This is a genomic window from Natronomonas sp. (genome assembly GCF_046483325.1).
GTDB lineage: Archaea > Halobacteriota > Halobacteria > Halobacteriales > Haloarculaceae > Natronomonas.
The window spans coordinates 34,761-53,057 of record NZ_JAWODL010000038.1 but is presented as its reverse complement, the minus strand read 5'-3'; the positions used below and the strand labels follow the sequence as shown (position 1 = coordinate 53,057).

19 protein-coding genes are annotated in these 18,297 nt (G+C 65.7%); 16 read left to right on the top strand and 3 right to left on the bottom strand.

The features are described 5' to 3' along the window. Positions 1 to 15: 15 nt before the first annotated feature. Positions 16 to 660: a methyltransferase domain-containing protein gene (locus tag R6U53_RS10610; protein ID WP_410322335.1), complete on the top strand. Its 645-nt coding sequence runs from the start codon at positions 16 to 18 to the stop codon at positions 658 to 660. On the opposite strand, the gene R6U53_RS10605 is transcribed toward R6U53_RS10610, so the two are convergent. Together R6U53_RS10605 and R6U53_RS10600 are read right to left on the bottom strand one after the other, a co-directional pair. Continuing rightward, a complete protein-coding gene (locus R6U53_RS10605; protein ID WP_410322334.1) occupies positions 657 to 1,112 on the bottom strand; it encodes a type IV pilin N-terminal domain-containing protein in 456 nt (151 codons plus the stop codon). The two genes, R6U53_RS10610 and R6U53_RS10605, sit on opposite strands and share 4 nt — an antisense overlap. Before the next feature lie 56 nt (positions 1,113 to 1,168). Next, a complete protein-coding gene (locus tag R6U53_RS10600) occupies positions 1,169 to 2,392 on the bottom strand; it encodes a hypothetical protein (RefSeq protein WP_410322333.1) in 1,224 nt (407 codons plus the stop codon). A gap of 151 nt (positions 2,393 to 2,543) precedes the next feature. Here R6U53_RS10600 and R6U53_RS10595 point away from each other — a divergent pair, with 151 nt between their 5' ends. The 15 genes from R6U53_RS10595 to R6U53_RS10525 all read left to right on the top strand — a co-directional run bounded on the left by R6U53_RS10595 (position 2,544) and on the right by R6U53_RS10525 (position 17,373). Next, a complete protein-coding gene (locus R6U53_RS10595) occupies positions 2,544 to 3,761 on the top strand; it encodes a helix-turn-helix transcriptional regulator (protein WP_410322332.1) in 1,218 nt (405 codons plus the stop codon). A gap of 132 nt (positions 3,762 to 3,893) precedes the next feature. After that, positions 3,894 to 4,688: an electron transfer flavoprotein subunit beta/FixA family protein gene (locus R6U53_RS10590; RefSeq protein WP_410322331.1), complete on the top strand. Its 795-nt coding sequence runs from the start codon at positions 3,894 to 3,896 to the stop codon at positions 4,686 to 4,688. Further along, the gene (locus R6U53_RS10585; RefSeq protein WP_410322330.1) at positions 4,685 to 5,653 is read left to right on the top strand and encodes an electron transfer flavoprotein subunit alpha/FixB family protein; all 969 of its coding nucleotides are present in this window, start codon (positions 4,685 to 4,687) and stop codon (positions 5,651 to 5,653) included. Before R6U53_RS10590 ends, R6U53_RS10585 begins: the two co-directional genes overlap by 4 nt. Before the next feature lie 102 nt (positions 5,654 to 5,755). Next, positions 5,756 to 6,520 (top strand): indole-3-glycerol phosphate synthase, encoded by a 765-nt coding sequence (trpC, locus tag R6U53_RS10580; protein ID WP_410322329.1) that lies wholly within the window; start codon positions 5,756 to 5,758, stop codon positions 6,518 to 6,520. Then, positions 6,513 to 7,817: a tryptophan synthase subunit beta gene (gene trpB / locus R6U53_RS10575; RefSeq protein ID WP_410322328.1), complete on the top strand. Its 1,305-nt coding sequence runs from the start codon at positions 6,513 to 6,515 to the stop codon at positions 7,815 to 7,817. The genes trpC and trpB overlap by 8 nt, the downstream gene beginning before the upstream one ends. Beyond that, positions 7,814 to 8,638: a tryptophan synthase subunit alpha gene (gene trpA, locus R6U53_RS10570; protein WP_410322327.1), complete on the top strand. Its 825-nt coding sequence runs from the start codon at positions 7,814 to 7,816 to the stop codon at positions 8,636 to 8,638. The genes trpB and trpA overlap by 4 nt, the downstream gene beginning before the upstream one ends. 26 nt (positions 8,639 to 8,664) lie before the next feature. Next, a complete protein-coding gene (locus tag R6U53_RS10565; protein ID WP_410322326.1) occupies positions 8,665 to 9,447 on the top strand; it encodes a 2-amino-3,7-dideoxy-D-threo-hept-6-ulosonate synthase in 783 nt (260 codons plus the stop codon). 139 nt (positions 9,448 to 9,586) lie between these two features. Further along, complete coding sequence (locus R6U53_RS10560; RefSeq protein WP_410322325.1) at positions 9,587 to 10,912, top strand: ABC transporter substrate-binding protein; 1,326 nt, start codon at positions 9,587 to 9,589, stop codon at positions 10,910 to 10,912. A 93-nt stretch (positions 10,913 to 11,005) separates the two neighbouring features. Then, positions 11,006 to 11,950 carry a branched-chain amino acid ABC transporter permease gene (locus R6U53_RS10555; protein ID WP_410322440.1) on the top strand — a complete coding sequence of 315 codons (945 nt, stop codon included), beginning with the start codon at positions 11,006 to 11,008 and terminating at the stop codon, positions 11,948 to 11,950. Continuing rightward, the gene (locus R6U53_RS10550; protein ID WP_410322324.1) at positions 11,947 to 13,092 is read left to right on the top strand and encodes a branched-chain amino acid ABC transporter permease; all 1,146 of its coding nucleotides are present in this window, start codon (positions 11,947 to 11,949) and stop codon (positions 13,090 to 13,092) included. The genes R6U53_RS10555 and R6U53_RS10550 overlap by 4 nt, the downstream gene beginning before the upstream one ends. A gap of 1 nt (position 13,093) precedes the next feature. After that, positions 13,094 to 13,873 (top strand): ABC transporter ATP-binding protein, encoded by a 780-nt coding sequence (locus R6U53_RS10545; RefSeq protein WP_410322323.1) that lies wholly within the window; start codon positions 13,094 to 13,096, stop codon positions 13,871 to 13,873. Then, positions 13,866 to 14,600, top strand: coding sequence for an ABC transporter ATP-binding protein (locus R6U53_RS10540; protein ID WP_410322322.1), 735 nt, complete (start codon positions 13,866 to 13,868; stop codon positions 14,598 to 14,600). The genes R6U53_RS10545 and R6U53_RS10540 overlap by 8 nt, the downstream gene beginning before the upstream one ends. An 83-nt stretch (positions 14,601 to 14,683) precedes the next feature. Next, complete coding sequence (locus tag R6U53_RS10535; RefSeq protein ID WP_410322321.1) at positions 14,684 to 15,121, top strand: DUF5788 family protein; 438 nt, start codon at positions 14,684 to 14,686, stop codon at positions 15,119 to 15,121. Positions 15,122 to 15,145: 24 nt separating this feature from the next. Then, entirely contained in the window at positions 15,146 to 16,888 is a 1,743-nt protein-coding gene (locus R6U53_RS10530; RefSeq protein ID WP_410322320.1) for a helix-hairpin-helix domain-containing protein, read from the top strand. Further along, the gene (locus R6U53_RS10525; protein WP_410322319.1) at positions 16,888 to 17,373 is read left to right on the top strand and encodes a Mut7-C RNAse domain-containing protein; all 486 of its coding nucleotides are present in this window, start codon (positions 16,888 to 16,890) and stop codon (positions 17,371 to 17,373) included. Before R6U53_RS10530 ends, R6U53_RS10525 begins: the two co-directional genes overlap by 1 nt. On the opposite strand, the gene R6U53_RS10520 is transcribed toward R6U53_RS10525, so the two are convergent. Then, the gene (locus R6U53_RS10520) at positions 17,366 to 18,244 is read right to left on the bottom strand and encodes a ribonuclease BN (RefSeq protein WP_410322318.1); all 879 of its coding nucleotides are present in this window, start codon (positions 18,242 to 18,244) and stop codon (positions 17,366 to 17,368) included. The two genes, R6U53_RS10525 and R6U53_RS10520, sit on opposite strands and share 8 nt — an antisense overlap. Positions 18,245 to 18,297: the final 53 nt, after the last annotated feature.

Sequence of the window (18,297 nt, the reverse complement as noted above, 5' to 3'; positions counted from 1 at the left end):
CACAATAGTGTTCCAATGGGAGTGCTCGAAGACAAGGCCCGCGCTCGCCTCTTTTATAAATACCTCTCGCGGGTGTACGACACGATCAACCCGTTCATCTGGAACGAGGAGATGCGCGATGAGGCGCTGGAGTGGTTCGGAATCCAAGCGAGCGATCGCGTCCTCGACGTCGGCTGTGGGACCGGCTTCGCGACCGAGGGACTGTTGAGCTACACCGACGACGTCTGGGGACTCGATCAGTCCGCACACCAACTCGAGAAGGCCTACGCGAAGTTCGGCAAGCGGGGTTCCGTGAAGTTCCACCGTGGCGACGCCGAACGGCTCCCCTTCGCCGACGATTCGTTCGACGCCTACTGGTCGTCGGGATCGATCGAGTACTGGCCGGATCCCGTCGCCGCCCTTCGCGAGGCTCGCCGGGTGACGAAGCCGGGCGGTCCCGTCCTGATCGTCGGCCCCGACTACCCCAACTCGACGGTCTTTCAGCGACTCGCCGACGCTATCATGCTGTTTTACGACGAGGCAGAGGCGGATCGGATGTTCGCCGAGGCCGGCTTCGAGACGTTCGAACATCACATCCAACAGCGCGCGCCCGGCACGCCCCGGGCGATCACCACGATCGCGCGCGTTCCGAACGACGGCAACGCGGCGGATCCGGTCTAGGCGGTCGCATCGAGGGTGGCGATCACCGTGTCATTCTCGACGAGCCGAACGGTTACGGTGTCGCCCGCCTCGATCGTCGGTCGGTTCGTTTCCGCCACTCGAAGCGAGGCGGTCTCACCCGCCCGCCAACGGCCCGTCGTCGCGCTGTTGAACGCCCCCGTTGGCGCGCTCTCGAACCCCCGTTCGGAGAAGAACGGTACGGGCGGCTGTTCGTCGAGCGACTCGCCGTCGACCCGAACGCGAACCGAGAGGTCGTCGGGATCGATCGCGTCGCCGGAGAGGTGTATCACCCGCAGCTCACCGGTGGAATCGACGGTCAACTCGAACGCGGCGACGGTCGGCTCCGCGGGGGGGTCGATCGAGGCGGTCGCACCCACCGTGACGGCGAGGAGGACCGTCACCGCGAGCAGACAGACGACGCCGACGACGGGAGTGAGTCCACGGGATGGCACGGGGGGTCTGGTCCCGTCTTTGTATATAAATGAGCGGCCGTCGGCCGTGCCGACGATCAGTCGAACGTCGTTTCGATCGAGGCCGTCTCGCTCGCGTGGGTCGCGTTTATGACGGTCGATCCGCGCGGTGCGATGGTCCACAACCGATCGGCGCCCGTCGAGCCGATCGGATCGCCGTTTAGCTCGACCTCGGCGTCGACCGGCGTCTCGCTTGTGGCGTCGAGTACCGTGATCTCGAGCGGCCCGGCCGCTCGGGTGGTGTTGAGCCGGACCGTGAGGTCGCCGTCGGTCCGTTCGAGCGTGGTCTTCGGTGCCGATTCTGCCCGGATCCGCTGTTGTTCGTAGAGGATTTCGGTCGAACCGCTGTCGAGATACGTTTCGAGCTCTCCGTGTGGGTGCGTCGCGCTGAACCGATACAGCCGAACCCGCTCGGGGCCGATGGCGTCGATCCCGTCAAAACTGTTTATGACCCATGGATAGAGCTCGCTGAACCGGTCCAACGCGGGTGAGGGGTTCCCCTCGTACTGGTCGCCCGTCGCGTCGGTCTTCACCGTCGGATCGTGAGCCTCCCGGAGGTAGGTTCCGTCGGTTCGATCGATCGCGGCGAGCACGATTCCGTCGTCGGCCGTTTCGACGTACACGTCGAGCGGTCGTTCGCCCGCGGCGGCGTCGACGAGTCCGGTTCTGACCGGCCCTCGCATCGGCACGAGCCGGACCTGCCCGCTCGCCGCGCGTTCGGCCTCCGCATCCATATCGAGGCCGTCGGCGGCGAGTTCTAGCCACTCGAGCGTGCCAGCGGTCACTTCAGCTTCGCGACCCGCTACCGCCAGCGCTCGAAGCAACTCGCGCTCTCCGATCGCACCGTCGTTGTACCGTCGAACGGCGTTTCGCTCTCTCGCGACCAGAGCGTCGACGTGGGCCGTCAGCCGCTCGGTGCCGTTCTCGACGACCGTTCGACGCTCGGCGTCGGTCTCGGCGTTGGCATAGCGGCGTTCGAGCGTCCTCGCGAGGTACGCGCTTTCGACCGCGCCCGCGTCGGCGCCAACCGCCGCGGTGACGTCGAGTCCGACCGTGGCTCCGTCCGCCCGATCGATCCGGTCCGGAGACGGGGCGAGGTATTCCGAGGTGTTCTCGGCGGTGTACACCGACATCAACTGCTCGGAGTCCTCGGTCGTCTGCTGCGGCTCGCCGGCGTCTCCCGCGGTATCCGCGACGACGACCCCGCCAATCGGGGTGACACAGAGGAGGAGGGCGACGACGAACGCACGGGTACCGTCCATGTCCAGGGTGTTGCCCCCGAGAAACAAAAATCCGCCGTCCTGTCTCGCGATGAATGCGCGACAGAGCGCTGTCGAGACGGTTTATACGGCCCGGAGACGTTTTATCGCGGTATGGAAAGCGTTTTCCCGCGCCGGTGTCGATGAACTACCCATGCGGTGTCGGGTCCCCATCCTGCTTTGTGCCCTCCTCCTCGTCCTCGCCCCGTTCGGTGCGGTCCCCGCCTCCGGACAGCCCCAGACCGACGGGACTCACTTCGACGTACGACTTCACGCCGACGGCGACGCGACGTGGAACGTCTCCCTGCGCGTTCCGATCGAAAACGACGACGAACGCGAGGAGTTCGAGGCGTTCGCGGAACGCTTCGAGGCCGGAGAGGAGAACCTCGATCTCGGTACCGATTCGTTCAGGCAAGCAGCCGCCGAGGCCTCGTCGGCGAGCGGCCGGGAGATGTCGATCGAATCGGTGCGTCGCGACAGTCGAGTCGTTACCGGTTCCGACGGATCAGTTACGGACGCCGGAACCGACGGTCCCGCCACGGCGACCGACGCCGACGATCCGGCCGCTCGGCACGGCGTCCTCCGAATCACGTTCACTTGGCAGTCGTTCGCGCGCCCCGGAGAGAACAACACGCTGTACGTCGACGACGCGTTCAACACCACCGACGGGACATGGCTTCCGGCGCTCAGCGCCGATCAGTCGCTGACGATTCGCTCCCCGCCGGGGTACGGCGGCCCGACGACCTCACCCGTCGGCGCCGAGGGAGGCGATCTCCACTGGAGCGGTCCCACGACCTTCGAACCGGGGTACTTCACGATCGTCTACCACCCGTCGTCGACGGCGGCCCCCGCCGGTGGCGTCTCGACCACGCTCGTCGTCGGCGCGCTGGCCTTGAGCGGCTCGGCACTCCTGTTGGGTGTGTACCTGTTGATGGCGCGGCGACGGAGTGGTGCTACGTCGAACGGCGAGTCCCCCCGGACGGCCGCGTCCACCGTTTCGGACGCCGCCGGGGCGCAAGCGGGGCCACCGGATTCGGAACCCGTGGGCGACTCCCCTGCCGATACACCCGCCTCCACGACCGAGAGGGCCTCGGATAACTCTGAAGACGGCGCCGACACGGGCGACGAACCGGACTTCGATCTCCTCTCCGACGAGGAACGGGTAGAATACCTCCTCGAACAGAACGGCGGGCGGATGAAGCAGGCGATGATCGTCAAGGAGACCGGCTGGTCCAACGCCAAGGTCTCCCAACTGCTCTCGTCGATGGACGAGGCCGATCAGGTGGACAAACTCCGGATCGGCCGGGAAAACCTCATCAGCCTCCCCGGCGAGGGGATCGGCGATCTCGCCAACGGCGACGACGAGCGGTGACGGCGATCCTCAGCCGCTCCGACTCCCGTGAGCGTCGACCGCTGTGAGTGAGCACTGATGAGCCGGTGAGCTCGCCGTGCGATTCGGAAACGTTTAACCTTGAACGGTCGTCAGTCTTAACGACAAGCTGCTATGAAGATACTGGTCACCGTCAAGGAGGTTGCCGAGGTCGATGACGAGTTCGAGATTTCCGGACTCGATATCGCCGAAGGCTCCCTCGACTACGATCTCAACGAGTGGGACGACTACGCCGTTGAGGAGGCCGTTCAGATAAGCGAGGAGATGGACGACGTGGAGGTCGTCACGGTCACCATCGGTCCCGAGCGCGCCGAGGAGACCGTCCGCATGGCTCTCGCGAAGGGTGCCGACCGCGCGATCCGCGTGTGGGACGACTCCCTCGACGAGGTCCAGTTCCTCGACGTGAGCACCAAAGCCGACATCATCGCCGCCGTCGCCGAGGAGGAAGCCCCCGATCTCGTCCTCTCGGGCGTCCAAGCGGGTGACGACTCCAACGGCGCGACCGGCGTCGCCTTGGCCGACCGTCTCGGCTTCGAGTGGGCCGCCGTCGTCAACCAACTCGACCTCGACGCGGACGCGGGGCAGGCCGCCGTCCACCGCGAGCTCGAAGGCGGTATCGAGGAGCTCACCGACGTCGAACTCCCCGCAGTACTAACGATCCAGACCGGCATCAACGAGCCGCGCTACGCCAGCCTCCGCGGCATCCGACAGGCCCAGCGGAAACCCCTCGATGCGAAGACGCTCGACGATGTCGGTCTCGACGAGAGCGTCGCGGATTCGGCCGTCGAGCGCACGTCGATGTACGAACCCGAATCCGAGAGCGACGCCGTCGTCTGGGAAGGTAGCGCCGAGGAAACCGCCACAGAACTCGCGGCGTTCCTCCGCGACAAGGGAGTGGTCGAAGGATGACGGTGCTCGCCGTCGCCGAACACCGCCGCGGTGAGTTGCGCGACGTCTCTTACGAACTCATCAACGCCGGCCGCGAACTCGCCGACGAACACGGTACCGACCTCGCGATCGCAATCATCGGCGGCGACGTCGACGGCTTCGCTGACGATCTGAACCGGACGGGCGTCGACACGATTTACACCGTCGACGAGGGCGAGGAGTTCAACCACGGGGTCTACACGCAGACCATCGAGCAACTGTACGCCGAACTCGAGCCGACGGCGCTCTTGTTGCCGAACACGGTCAACGGGCTCGATTACGCGCCCGCCGTCGCCGGCGCGCTCGATCTCCCGCTCGCTACCGACGTGATCGGGCTCGAAGGTGGCGACGCCGTCGAGATCACCCGCGAGCAGTACGGCGGAAAGGTGGAGACGACTTACGACATCGATGCCGACCAGTACGCCCTGACGATCCGGCCGGCCGAGTGGCCCGTCGCCGAAGAAGCCGGCGATGCGCCGATCGAGGCGTTCGACGTCGATATCGACGAGTCGGCGCTCGGGACGACCGTCAACGGATTCGAGGAGGTCGCCGGCGGCGACGTCGACATCACGGAGGCGGAGGTGTTGGTGTCGGTCGGCCGCGGTATCGAAGAGGAGGATAACATCCCGCTGATCGAGGCGCTGGCGGACGCGCTGGGCGCGACGCTGTCGTCGTCGCGACCGATCGTCGACAACGGCTGGTTGCCGCAGAACCGGCAGGTCGGCCAGTCCGGGAAGGTCGTCACGCCGGACGTGTACATCGCGATCGGGATCTCGGGCGCGGTCCAACACGTCGCCGGGATGAAGGGAGCGGACACGATCATCGCGATCAACACGGACCCGAACGCACCGATCTACGATATCGCCGATTACGGCATCGTCGACGACCTCTTCGAGGTCGTGCCCGCGCTCATCGAGGAGTTCGGTGGCGACGCGCCGAACTTGTAGACGCGGGCGTTCTTCGGCGTTTCGTCTTATACCCCACCAGCGACCGCTTTGTGACCCCGAGGCGCAACCCTTTTGTACAAATACGCCCGTTGATGTACAGTAATGAACACTAATGACGGGCTGGCGCCGGCGGTCCGGTCGATCCTCGAGGCGGCCGAGGGCCGAGCGGGCGGTTCCGAACCGCTGTCGGTGACCCCGCGATCGCTCCCGGACGCGCTCGCGGCGGCCGATGCCGACGGGCGCGCTCCGCTCATCGCGGAGCTAAAACCGACCAGTCCGACGACCACAGGCGAGCGGACCGACGATCCGGTCGAACTCGCCGAGGCGATGATCACGGGCGGCGCTGCGGCGCTGTCGGTGTTGACTGAACCTGACCACTTCGGCGGTTCGCCCGAGACGCTCGCGGCCGTTCGAGCGGCCGTCGACGTGCCGGTACTCAGAAAGGACTTCATTCTCCGGGAGGCGCAACTCGATGTCGTCGAGGCGGATATCGTCTTGCTCATCGCCCGGTTCGTGGATGATCTTGACGGGTTGCTCGCCGCCGCGCGCGAACGAGGCTTTCAGGTACTGGTCGAAACGCACACCCCCGAGGAGTTCGAGGCTGCCCTCGACGCGGGCGCCGAGATGATCGGCGTGAACAACCGCGATCTGGGAAAACTGGAGGTCGATCTCGGCACGTTCGAGCGCGTCGTCGGTTCGATCCCGGCAACGGATCGTGCGAGCGTTACCCTGATAGCCGAAAGCGGCATAACCTCCCTGGAGGACGTTTCGCGGATGCGGGCGGCCGGTGCCGACGGTCTCCTCGTCGGCTCCGCGATCATGGACGGCGACGTCCGCGCCAACACGGAGCGACTCACCGATGTCTGAACGGAGCGACTCACCGATGTCTGAACGAAGCGACTCACCCATGCCCCAACCTGACACCAAATTCGGCGATTACGGCGGCCAGTACGTCCCAGAGGCGTTGATGCCCGCCATCGAGGAACTGACTGACGCGTATCAGCGGTACGTCCTGGAGAACCAAGACGGCTTCATGGACGAGTTCCGCGACCGGATCAGGGATTTCGGCGGTCGACCAACGCCGCTACAACACGCCGAACAGCTCTCGGCGCGCTACGGCGTCGACGTGTACCTGAAGCGTGAGGATCTGCTGCACGGCGGCGCACACAAGCTCAACAACGCCCTCGGACAGGTGCTGTTGGCGAAGTACATGGGTAAAGAGCGGATTATCGCCGAGACCGGCGCGGGGCAACACGGCACGGCGACGGCGATGGCCGCCGCACACCTCGACATGCCGTGTGAGATATACATGGGGCGCCGCGACATCAATCGCCAACGCCCTAACGTGTTCCGGATGCGGATCAACGGGGCCGACGTCAGTCCGGTCGACATCGGCCGCGGCACGCTGAAGGAGGCGATCAGCGAGACGATGCGCGATTGGGCGACGACCGTCGAGACGACCCACTACGTCATCGGATCGATCGTCGGCCCGGCCCCATTTCCGGCGATGGTTCGCGACTTCCAGTCGGTCATCTCCGAGGAGATCCGGGCGCAATCGCTCGACAAACTCGGCGGACTGCCGGGGTCGGTCGTCGCCTGTGCGGGCGGCGGATCGAACACGATGGGTGCGTTCGCCGAACTGCTCGACGACGAGGCGGTGACGCTGTACGCCGTCGAGGCCGGCGGCTCCTCGCTCACGGTCGACGAGGAGACGGGCGTCGCGCCGCACTCGGCGTCGCTGTCGACCGGCGAAGAGGGCGTCCTTCACGGCGCGCGCACGAAACTGCTGCAGGACAGCCACGGACAGATCATGGAGTCCCACAGCGTCTCCTCGGGGCTGGACTACTCGGGCGTCGGACCGGAGCTCTCGTATCTCGTCGATACGGGGCGCGTTATACCCGTTACCGTCGATGACGATGCCGCTCTCGAATCCTTCCACCGGCTCTCACAGGACGAGGGAATCATCCCCGCGCTGGAGACGGCGCACGCGTTCGGCTTCCTCGAGACGGTCGCCGGACCGGACGGCGACGGCTCCGTCGAGTTCGACGAACCGGTCGTCGTCAACGTTTCCGGGCGGGGTGACAAGGACCTCGAAGCGGCGATCGACGAGACCGAAAAGCGCGACCTCGATAACGCCCCGCGGATGGAGGTGTTCGATCGGTGACGCTCGACGACGCCTTCGACGAACCGGCGTTCGTGCCGTATCTCGCGGCCGGCGACCCGGACTTCGACTCATCGCTCGAGTACGTGGAGGCGCTCGCCCGCGGCGGCGCGGACGTGATCGAACTCGGCCTCCCGTTCTCGGAGCCGATCGCAGAGGGGCCGACGATCCAGCAGGCGGTCGTCCGATCGCTCGACGGCGGCATGACGCCGGAGCGGTTCTTCGAGTTCGTCGAGGCGCTCGACGTCGACGTGCCGCTCGTCTGTATGACGTACTACAACCTGATCTACCAGTACGGCTCGGAGCCGGTCCGCTCGTTCGTCCAGCGGGCCGCCGAGGTCGGCATCGAGGGCTTCGTCGTCCCCGACCTGCCCGCCGAGGAGGCCGACCTCCTCCGCGAAGTCTGCGACGAGTTCGGCCTCGATCTGATCTTCATCGTCGCTCCGACGACGACCGGTGAGCGCCTCGATCGGATCATGGACCGCGTGTCGGGCTACGTCTACGTGCAGGCGCGTCTCGGCGTCACCGGCGCGCGCGATTCGCTCTCCGATCACACCGCCGGGACGCTCGCCCGACTCGGCGGCTACGACGTTCCCAAAGCGGTCGGGTTCGGAATCTCGACCGGCGACCACGCCACGGGCGTCGTCGCCGCGGGCGCGGACGGCGTCATCGTCGGCTCCGCGTTGATCGATATCGTCGCCGAGGGGCACGAAAACGACGAACCCACGGCCGACATCGCAGCAAAGCTCGAAGCCCTCGCCAGGGAGTTGAAGGCGGGCGCACTCGAGGGTGCACGGCGTCGTCCGCGACCGGAACGGACTTGAGTAAACCTCTCACACTCATAGATATCATGACACCAGGGATCACAGCACGCCTCCAGCGCATCGGGACGGACGGTCGGTACGTCGTCGTACCGATGGATCACGGGATCACGCTCGGGGCGGTCAAAGGACTGAAAGACATCGAATCGACGATCGACGCCGTCACGCGCGGCGGCGCCGACTCCGTACTGACGCAGAAAGGTATCGCGCGCCGCGTTCACGGCAACAAAAACGGCGCCGGCTACATCGCTCACATGAACGGCTCGACGGTTATCGGCCCCGACGCGAACGACAAGCGGACCACCGGTTCCGTCGAGGCCGCGTTGCGGGCCGGCGCCGACGCCGTCTCGTTTCACATCAACGTCGGCTCCGAGTACGAGCGCGAACAGATCGAAGCGCTCGGACGACTCACCGACGAGGCCGCGGAGTACGGGCTACCCGTCCTCGCGATGGCGTACGCGCGCGGCCCGGACGTTGAGGGCGACGATCCCGAGGCGCTCGGACACGCGGTTCGACTCGCCGAGGAGCTCGGGGCGGATCTGATAAAGACCGGCTACAGCGGCGACGCCGAGAGCTTCGAGCACGTCTGTGAGTCCACGAGTCGCCCGGTACTCATCGCCGGCGGATCGCCCGACGGCGACCTCGAATCGCTGCGCGCGGTCCGGGGAGCCATGGACGCCGGTGGGGCGGGCGTCTCGATGGGGCGAACGATCTTCCAACACGACGATCCCGAGCGGATCGCACGCGCCGTCGCATTGGTCGTCCACGAGGATTTCAGTGCCGTCGAGGCGCTCGAACGCGCAGAATTATAAATATCGCCACTGTTTTGCGTCGCGCGAACTCGATCCGTTCGGCTCCACGCTCGTTTTTCGCGCCTGTGGCGGTGACGGTTGATATGTTCACCCTTGGTTATATTTAGTTTCGCTACTGTATCACCTACGAGGGTATATCATGACAATGGATGTCCAACTAAATCGACGCGATATGATGAAGGCGACCGGCGGGAGCGCGATGGCAGCCGCGCTCGCCGGCTGTTCGTCGCTGATCGGTGGCGAAGACGAGAACGGTAACGGCGGCAACGGCGGCCAACAACAGACCGACGAGGTACCCGACGAACCTATCCAGGCGGGCCTCCAGACGTTCCGGGAGGGTGCACCCTCGGTGCTTGGCCTGCAGGCCGAATACGGCGCGCTCACGGCCGTTCGGCGGATCAACGAGGCGGGCGGCGTCGCCGGACGGGAGATCGAACTCGAGGTCGTCGAGGAGGCCGGCGCGGCGATCGAGAACTACTCGCGGTTCGTCGACGACGGCAAGGACGTCACCTTCGGCCCCATCTCCAGCGGGAGCCACGAGGAACTGCTCCCGGTCGTCGAGGACGAGGGCGTCGTCAACGTCTCGACGGACGGTACCGTCGCCTCGCTGTATGAGGAAAACGACGTCACCTACTCCTTTCGCCACCAGAACCACGACGTCATGGAGGCCGTCGCGGCGGCCCGCGCCGCCGTCGCCGACCTCGGCGCGGAGAATATCGAAACCTACGCGAACATCAACCCCGACTACGCGTTCGGGTACGACGAGCGCGAACTGTTCAACGCGGCCATCGAGAACCTGACCGGCGCCGAGGAGGTCTACAGCGGGAACCCGAGCCTCGGCGCGAGCGACATGTCGACGCACATTACTGCGGTCGCCGAGGAAGCACCCGACGTGCTCTTTACGAGTTGCTGGGGCGGCGACGCGACGCTCCTGCTCGACCAGGGCCAATCGCAGGACCTCTTCGACGAGATCGGCATCGGCGTCGGCACCGTCTGGTACGGCTCAGTCAACGACCTCGAGGAAGACGACGTCCAGGGCAATCTCTGGGGCGGCTCCCGGAACTACTACTGGGGCTCGCCGCCGCTCGATCAGTGGAGCGCCGGTCAGGAACTGTTCAACGAGGCCCAAGAGGAACACGACGTCGTCCCGACGGGGCACTTCATGAGCGGGTACGGCGCCGTCGCCCAGTGGGCGACCGCGGCGGAGAAGGCCGTCCAGCTGGTCGGCGGCTGGCCGAGCCAAGAACAGATCGCGGCGACGATGGAGAACCACGGGTTCTACACTCCAGCAGGCTATCACACCGTCGCCCCCGACCACCAGTGTTACTCGACGGCGCACTTCGGCCGCATCGAGTGGGACGACGAGATGGGCATCGCCGTCCTCGAGGACATCGAGGCCATCCCGCCGAGCCACGTCTCCCCGCCGCAGGGGATGGCGTCGGTCGAGTGGGTCGAGAACTGGTAGATTCCTCACTAGTATTTTTATCACGCATGCTCGCAATCCCACGACAACGGCCGCTGCCAACCCAACCGGGTGATCCCCGTGTTTGAGACGCCGCTGTTTATCTCGCCGGGGCTGTTCTTCGAGCAGACGCTCAACGGGGTCTTTTTCGGCCTCATACTGTTCATGATCGCGACGGGGCTCACGATCATCTTCGGCGTCTTAGGCATCTTGAACCTCGCTCACGGGGAGTTCTATGCGCTCGGCGCGTTCCTCGTGTTCAGCCTCGGTGGGGCCCTCGTCGGCACCGTCGGCCCGGCGACCGGCCCGATGTCAATCGCTATTATTTCTCTAACCGGCCTTCTCGCCGTCGTCCTCTCCGCGATCGTCCTGCTTCCGGTGAGCGCGCTCATCGAGGCGACGATCATCCGGCCGATCTACGAACGGAAGGAGGTCTACCAGCTGCTCTTGACCTACGCCCTGCTTTTGATGATGGTCGACGTGTTCCTGTACATTTGGGGCGGATCGCCGCGGCGCTTCAGTGCGGTGTTCGACGCGGTCAACCAAGTCCCGACGACCGAACTCGTCGGGTTCAACTATCCGAGCTACAACATCTTCGCGATCTTGATCGGGATCGGCGTCTTCGGTTTCCTGATCTGGTTTTTCGAGCGGACGAAGACCGGCCGGATCGTCCGCGCCACCGCGATCAACCGCGAGGCGGCGACCGCCATGGGCGTCAGCACCGACCGGGTGTTCACGCTCGTGTTCGCGATGGGCGGGTTCTTCGCCGGTTTTGCGGGTGCGATCCACGGCGCCGGGGCGATCTCGGCGGACGTCGGAATGGGCACCAACCCGCTCGTGCTCTCCTTCGTCGTCATCGTCATCGGCGGCCTCGGATCGATCAAGGGCGCCTTCGTCGGTGCCCTACTGATCGGCCTCGCCAGCCGGTGGGCGATCATGCTGTACCCGCCCGCCGAGCTGGCCGCGCCGTTCGGAATCATGATCGCCGTGTTGCTCTTCAAACCAGAGGGGCTCTACGGCACCTGGGGTGAGATCGAATGAGCGCCGACACCGACGACGGGCCGCGCCGAATCGGCCTGCTGAAGGGCATCGAGCTGACGCCGCGGCAGATCCTGTACTTGATCGTCGGCGTGCTCGCGCTGTTCGCAGTTCCCGAAATCGAGGGGCTCAGCTCGAGCCTCCGGACCCAGACGATCTACTTGGGGCTGTGTTGGGGCATCGCGGCGCTGGGGCTGAATCTGCTTTTGCGCCATACCGAACTGGTCTCGTTCGGCCACGCCGCGTACTTCGGCGGCGGCGCCTACGGGTCGGCCCTCGCCGCACAGTACGCAGGCGTCGAGGAGGCGCTCCTGTTGGTGCTCATCGGGGTTCTGCTGGCGACATCGCTCGCGGTCGCTATCGGCTGGCTCGTCTCCGGCTACCTCGACATCTACTTCTCGCTTCTGACGCTCGCGTTCAACCAACTGCTCTTTGCCATCGTGATGGGGAGCACCGACATCCTCGGCTCCGACGACGGGCTCGCGGTCCGGCCCCAGAGCGATCTCATCCGCCCGACGCTGTTCGGGATGGAGTGGAGTTCGAGACAGTTCGAGGTGTTGAGCTACTACATCCTGATCGTCGTGTTGCTCGTCATGCTGTTCGTGACCTGGCGGCTCGTCCAGTCGCCGTTTGGACGCGCGCTCGACGCCATCGGCCAGGACCGGACGCGCGCACGGTTCATCGGCATTCCGGTGAAACGGTACGTCTGGACTACCATCGTCATTTCGGGCGTCTACGGCGGCCTCGCCGGCGGGCTGTACTCGATCAGCCTGTTGCACGTCCGACCGAACGGCACCCTGTTCGTGCTCCGCTCCGGAGAGATACTGTTCATGGCGATCCTCGGCGGCTTCCAGACGCTCTTGGGGCCGATAATCGGCGGCATCGTGCTGACCTACATGCTCACCGAGCTCCGGTTCGCCACGGAGTACTGGGAGTTCCTGACGGGGTTCATGCTGTTTCTCGTCGTCTTCCTGCTGCCGAACGGGGTCATCGGATCGCTGCCCGCCATCCTCGGCGGGATCAAAGACCGTGCCCGGAACCCCGGCCTCGTGGCCGAGGACGCGAGCTTCATCGCCGCGCTCGTCGGTTCGAAGCTCCGGGACGCCGCACGGACCACGAAGGTCCTGCTCTTCGGGGTGAAATGAGATGCTCGAGGCACGCAACTTAGTGAAGGAGTTCGGTAAGCTCCGCGCGACGGACGACGTATCGCTGGAGTTCGGCGCCGAAGATGGCGAGATGGTGTTCATCGTCGGCCCCAACGGCGCCGGCAAAACGACGCTCATCAACCTCCTGACCGGGCTGTTGGAGCCCGACGAGGGGTCGGTCGTCATGCACCGCACGGAGGGCGGTGACACCGTCGAGCACGACATCACCGACATGCGGCCCGACAAGCGGGTCAAGGAGGGGCTCGTCCGGAGCTTCCAGATCGTCCACCTCTTCGAGGAGATGACGGTCCGGGAGAACCTCCGGACGGCGGCCCTCTCGAACCACGACAAGATCTCGGAGATGCGCAGTCTCGACCACGAACACGAGGTCGTCGAGGACGATATCGCGGAACTGCTCGAGCAGTTCCGCCTCGAGGACGTCGCCGACGAGGTCGCCGAAACCTTACCCCACGGCGACCGGAAACTGCTCGACGTTGCCATCTCCTTCGCGCTCGATCCGGACTACCTGCTGCTCGACGAACCGACCTCGGGGGTCGGCTCCGAGGAAAAAGAGTACGTGATCGAAACGGTCGTGGAGGCGAGCGACGAACAGAACGTCACGACGGTCACCATCGAACACGACATGGACATCGTCCGGAACTACGCCGACCGGATGATCGCTCTGGTCGAGGGGAGCGTCTTCCGCGAGGGACCGCCGACGCTTCTCGACACCGATCCGGACCTCCGTCGCACCCTACTGGGGGTGAGTGATAATGAGTGATCCGCTCCTCGAACTCGAGGACAACCGCGCGATCGTCGAGGGCTTCGAGGTGACTCACGGGATCGACCTGACGGTAAACGAGGGCGAGGCGGTCGCGCTGGTCGGCCGGAACGGCGCCGGCAAGACGTCGACGTTCCGCGGTGTGATGGGGCTCACCCCGCTGAAGACGGGCTCTGTCCGGTACAACGGCGAGGAGATCACCGAGCTCCCCCCGGAGGTCATCCCGACCCGCGGCATCGGCTACCAGCCGGAGAACCGCGACCTGTTCACCGGAATGACCGTCGAGGAAAACTTCCGGCTGCCGATCTGGAGCTCCGGGAAGGCCCGCGGCATCGACGACGAGGACGCGATGGTCGAGAGCATCTTCGAGCTCTTCGAGGAACTCGACCACCGCCGCGACACCGAGGTCCAGAACCTGAGCGGCGGCCAGGCGAAGATGTGCGCCATCGGCCGCGCGATGGCGCTGGACCCCGACCTGTTGATCCTCGACGAGCCGCTCGAGGGGCTCGCGCCGATCGTCGTCGAGAACCTCAAGGAGTACCTTCGGGCGATCATCGACCGGGGCATCTCCGTGCTCATCGCCGAATCGAACGCGAGTCACGTCCCGGAGATCGTCGATCGGATGTACGTCATCGAACGCGGTGACATCGTCGACAGCGGTGACCCCGACGTGTTGTTGCAGGACGAGGAGATCCAGGAGATGATGCAGGGCGGCGGCGGTGGCTAGTCGGCCAGACCGACACGCGTGAAAGCGAGCCGTTCGCCGCGAACGCCGATTCTTATTTGCCCCTCGACCACGGAGTGTGGGCTGTGCAGGAGTACGAGCGTAAACAGCTGCTCGAGCGCATCGGTCGGGAGGGATCGACGCTCGGCGTCGACATCCCCGAACGGATAGAGATCCAGGGCGAAGAGATCGATCTCCGGGAGTTCGTCTTCGAGATCAAACGCCGAGAGACGGTGCCGGCGGGCGAACGCGACCGCGTCGAGCGGGCGAAACGAAACCTTCGGCGCGAACGGCTCGAACGCAAGGCGCTCATCGAGGAGGGTGAGATCAGTTTCGAGACCGGCGAGTCGGTCGCCAACGCCATCATCGGCATCGACCGCGCGCTCGAGGCGCTCGAGAGCCTCGGTGCCGAGAGCGTCGCCGCCGAGGCGAAACGACAGGAGGCCGCGGACACGAAACGCTGGATGGATTTCCTGAAGAAGGCGTTGGGCAACGACGACGGCCCGCGGATCGGCGGGCGATGAACCGACCATACACGGGAGATCTACGTGAGTAAAAACGCCACGGTTGCGGCGCTTTTCGACGAGCTGGCCGATCACCTCGACGCGCGCGACGTCGAGTACAAGCCGAACGTCTACCGTCGGGCGGCCGACAGCATTCGCGGCCACACCGTCGCCATCGAGCGCCTGTACGAGGAGGGCGGCGAGAAAGCCCTTCGCGAGATCGAGGACGTGGGCGACGCCATCGCCGCCAAGACGGCGGAGTTCCTCGAGACGGGGACGATCGAAGAGCTCGAGAAGCTGCGCGGGGAGATGCCCGTCGACATGGCCGCACTGACTGCCGTCGAGGGCGTCGGCCCGAAAACCGTCGGCGCGCTGTACGAGGCGTTGAGCATCGAAACGCTCGACGACCTCGAAGCGGCCGCCGAAGCCGGCGAGATACGCGAGGTGAAGGGATTCGGCGCGAAGACCGAGGCGAACATCTTAGCGAACATCCCGTTCGCCCGCGAGGCGCGCGAACGGAGCCTGCTCGGGGACGCCCGGCCGGTCGCCGATCGGATCGTCGCCTTCTTCGCCGAACACGAGGCTGCCGAGACGGTCGAGACGGCCGGATCGATCCGGCGATGGCGACCGACGATCGGCGACATCGACGTGTTAGTCGCGAGCGACGACGGCGACGCGGTCATCGAGGCGTTCGAGGCGTGGGAGGGGACCGACTCGGTGATCGAGGCGGGGACGAACAAGGCCTCGGTTCGATCTCAGGGCCAACGCGTCGACATGCGCGTCGTCGTCCCCGAGGAGTTCGGAGCGGCCCTGCAGTACTTCACGGGGAGCAAAGAGCACAACGTCGCGCTCCGAAACCGCGCCATCGGGATGGGATTGAAGGTCAACGAGTACGGCGTCTTCGACGTCTCAGCGGTCGAAGATCCCGACGCCGGCCAGCGCGTCGGGACTCGGGTCGCGGGCAAGACGGAAGCCGACGTCTACGCTGCGCTCGGACTGCCGCACATCCCGCCCGAGTTGCGCGAAAACCGCGGCGAGATCGAGCGGGCGGCCGAGGGAACGCTCCCGACGCTCCTCTCCCGCGACGACGTGCTCGGGGATCTCCACGTACACACTACCGCTTCGGACGGCGTCGCGACGATCGCCGAAATGGCGGAGACAGCCGCCGAGTACGGCCACGAGTACCTCGGAATCGCCGATCACGCCACGGGTCCGGGAATGGTCGGTGGCGTCGGTCTGGACGACGACGAACTGCTCGCCCACGCCGACGCCGTCCGCGAGGCGAACGGGGACACATCGATCGAACTGTTCGCCGGCGTCGAAGCGAACATCGGTACCGATGGATCGATAAGCGTCGGCGACGACGCACTCGACGCTCTCGATTGCGTGGTCGCCTCGCCGCATAGCGCCCTCGACGGCGACGGGACCGACCGACTCGTGACCGCGATCGAACACCCCGAGGTCGACGTTATCGGCCACCCGACCGGTCGTCTGTTGAACCAACGCCCCGGCCACGACATCGACATCGAACGGGTCGCCACGGCCGCGGTCGAACACGATACGGCACTCGAGATCAACGCCGACCCGCGACGACTGGATCTCCGATCGAGCTACGCCAAGGTCGCACTCGAGGCCGGCGCGACGATTAGTATAAACACCGACGCTCACGGCACGGACGGCTACGATTACATGCGGTTCGGCGTCCACACCGCCCGTCGCGGCTGGGTCGAACCGGACGACGTGCTCAACTGTCGGGACGCGAGCGGCGTTCGAGCGTTCTTCCAGTGATGTCCCCCACATCGGACGACGAACGTGGCGTGATCCGACCCGATACCGATCGACTCCTCCTCGACGTCATGCTCGGAAAACTCGCCGTCTACCTCCGGTTCTGCGGATACGATACGGTCTACGCGCTGGATCGCGGAATCGAGGACGACGACCGACTCGCGACGCTCGCCGAAAGGGAGGGTCGCCGTCTGCTGACGCGTGACGTCGAGTTGGCTGCGAGCGTCGAGGGAGCTGTTCTGCTGACCGCTCACGAGCCCGACGCACAGGTGGCTGAACTCCGTGAGGGGGGCTTTGACCTCGAAATCGACGACGCACCGTCGCGCTGTGGGCGCTGCAACGGCGAACTCGATCCCGTTCCGTCCGAGGCGGAGACGCCCGACTATGCGCCCGATTCCGCGAGCACCGACTGTTGGCGCTGTCGCTCGTGCGGACAGATCTTCTGGAAGGGCAGCCACTACGATCGGATCGACGAGACGCTCAGTTAGTGTTCGGCGACCATTCGTCGCAGGCGTCCATATCGTCCATCGCCTCGCTGTGGAGCCCGCAGTACGGCACCAGTCCGTCGTCGGTGCGAACGTACCGAAAGTACGCGCAGTTGCCACAGTACGTGTCGCTGATCGGCGTCGGCTGGCCGTCGTCGATGAACTCCGCACCCTCCGAGAAGCCGGGTTCGCGTATCGCGGGTTCGTGATCGGTCCCGCCGTCGGTCGAGTTGGCGCTCGCCCCGCCAGGGCGTGTGCGCGTTCCGCCGTCCGGTCGGTTCGTCTGGGTTTCGACCTCGCCGTCGGGCGCCGCCCCCAACATGCCGATGCCGCCGAGACGGCCGCGCAACTCGTCGTTCGACACCTCGACGATGCGCGTTTCGCCTCCCCTCGTGATTTCGAGCGAGATAGTCCCGCCCGGATCGTTGCGGGCTTTGAAGTTGGCGACGGCGGTGAACAGACACCAACTCGTCACGATCGTCCCGACGAAGTAAATCACGGAGACGACGAGCGTCATCGTCGTGTCTCCGGAGCCGCCGACCCAATCGACCGGGTAGGCGCGAACGAACAGCCCGACGCCGACGATACTGAGCACCGCGCCGACGGCGGCCGCGGTCTGGAGTCGCCGGGAGGCTCTCGGTAGTGCGACCATCGTCCCGAGGAGCACAGCCGGAAATCCGAGCCCGCCCAACACGCCGGCCAACTTGCGCGCTTGGAACTGTCCGAGTCCGAGATACGAGCCTAGCTCCGTCGAGACGACGACGAGACCGGTCGTGACGAGGATCGCCCCGACTCCGAACAACGCGACACCGGCGTATAGCCGCCGGAGGCCGGCCCCGCCCCCTCCCCTGTAGACCTCCGTGAGGCTAGCCATACGAGCCGTTCTCGTTCGACCCACAAAACACTATGTCAGACACGCGCAAGACG